Origin of the sequence: Kocuria oxytropis, assembly GCF_040981195.1 — a bacterium.
GTDB classification, from domain to species: Bacteria; Actinomycetota; Actinomycetes; order Actinomycetales; family Micrococcaceae; genus Kocuria; species Kocuria oxytropis.
This window is the reverse complement of record NZ_JAVFXA010000066.1, coordinates 1-813: the sequence shown is the minus strand read 5'-3', so window position 1 is coordinate 813 and position 813 is coordinate 1. Positions and strand designations below refer to the sequence as shown.

The 813-nt window shown below is 40.3% G+C and carries 1 protein-coding gene; it reads left to right on the top strand.

The window, feature by feature from the left end; genetic code table 11:
• Window positions 1-18 precede the first annotated feature (18 nt).
• Complete coding sequence (locus QYM41_RS17590) at window positions 19-696, top strand: DDE-type integrase/transposase/recombinase (RefSeq protein ID WP_368801064.1); 678 nt, start codon at window positions 19-21, stop codon at window positions 694-696.
• Window positions 697-813 lie beyond the last annotated feature (117 nt).

The following is an 813-nucleotide window of genomic DNA, read 5'->3' as shown; positions in this document are numbered from 1 at the left end:
TCACAAACGAGACACAAGATACATTACAAACCACGTAAGGTAAAGGATAAGTACCCCACCCTCATTTATTCCACGTGGGACACGGTAGACAGACCTCGACAAGTTATCGTCTCTGACATGACAGTCATCAAATACTCTTGGTTCTTCTTTGAGTTGACCATGTATTTCGATGTCTTTACGAAAGAAATCCTAACGTGGCATGTGGCTGAGAGACGTGGACATAGAGACCAGTACATTGATGGGCTAAATGATGTCATCAACCTGTTGAAGGGCACAGATGAGCCAACTGTTCTTCATACGGACCAAGGTAGCGTGTATGCTTCGCTCGCCTATAATGAGCTGATAAAGGACACGATGATTGTGAGGTCTATGTCCAGGGCAGGAAAGCCTACAGACAACCCTGTGAACGAATCCCTCAACGGATGGATAAAAGAGGAATTGTTCATAGACTTCAAGATTGAGACATGTAATTCAAGAGAGGAGTTCGAGGAGGCCTTGGACGCATACGTGGATTATTACAATGAGAAAAGACCATGTTATGCTATCGGCTATGATACGCCAAATAATTACAGGAAGAGGTTTTATAAAGGGGAGCTTCCAAGAAAGGACACTTTTGGGAAGCGAGAGGCTAATGCAACACCGAAGTTCATCACAGAACGGAAGAAAATGGCTGGAAATGAGAAAAATAAAGAATAATGTTCACTTTTATAAAGAAAAACTTGCAAATATGGATGAGATTGTCTACTTTTGCAAATGAAAAGGAACGAAATTTGATAGATATGTGTACTTTTAGAAATATAAATAATTAATAAT